The organism is Gilvimarinus sp. 1_MG-2023, assembly GCF_030548285.1.
Genome location: NZ_JAUOSC010001886.1, coordinates 1 through 230, shown reverse-complemented (window position 1 = coordinate 230; position 230 = coordinate 1). Strand labels below are relative to the sequence as shown.

Annotated in this window: 1 pseudogene; it reads left to right on the top strand. The window is 55.2% G+C overall.

What is annotated here, in order from left to right:
* Window positions 1-230: pseudogene (locus tag Q4563_RS23245) on the top strand (bifunctional tetrahydrofolate synthase/dihydrofolate synthase); the annotation flags it as partial.

The following is a 230-nucleotide window of genomic DNA, read 5'->3' as shown; positions in this document are numbered from 1 at the left end:
CGTCCGTACGGTCGCAGAACGGTTGGGCTGCTTGCACCCGGCCGGGCTGGTGATACTGGTCGCAGGCACCAATGGCAAAGGCACAACCTCAGCATTGATGAGTGCCTTGTTGTCACGTCAGGGATTTTCGGTCGGTTGTTATAATTCGCCGCATATTCTGCGCTACAACGAGCGTGTGTCGGTAAACGGCAACGATATATCGGATGCGGATCTGTGCCAGTCATTTGCAC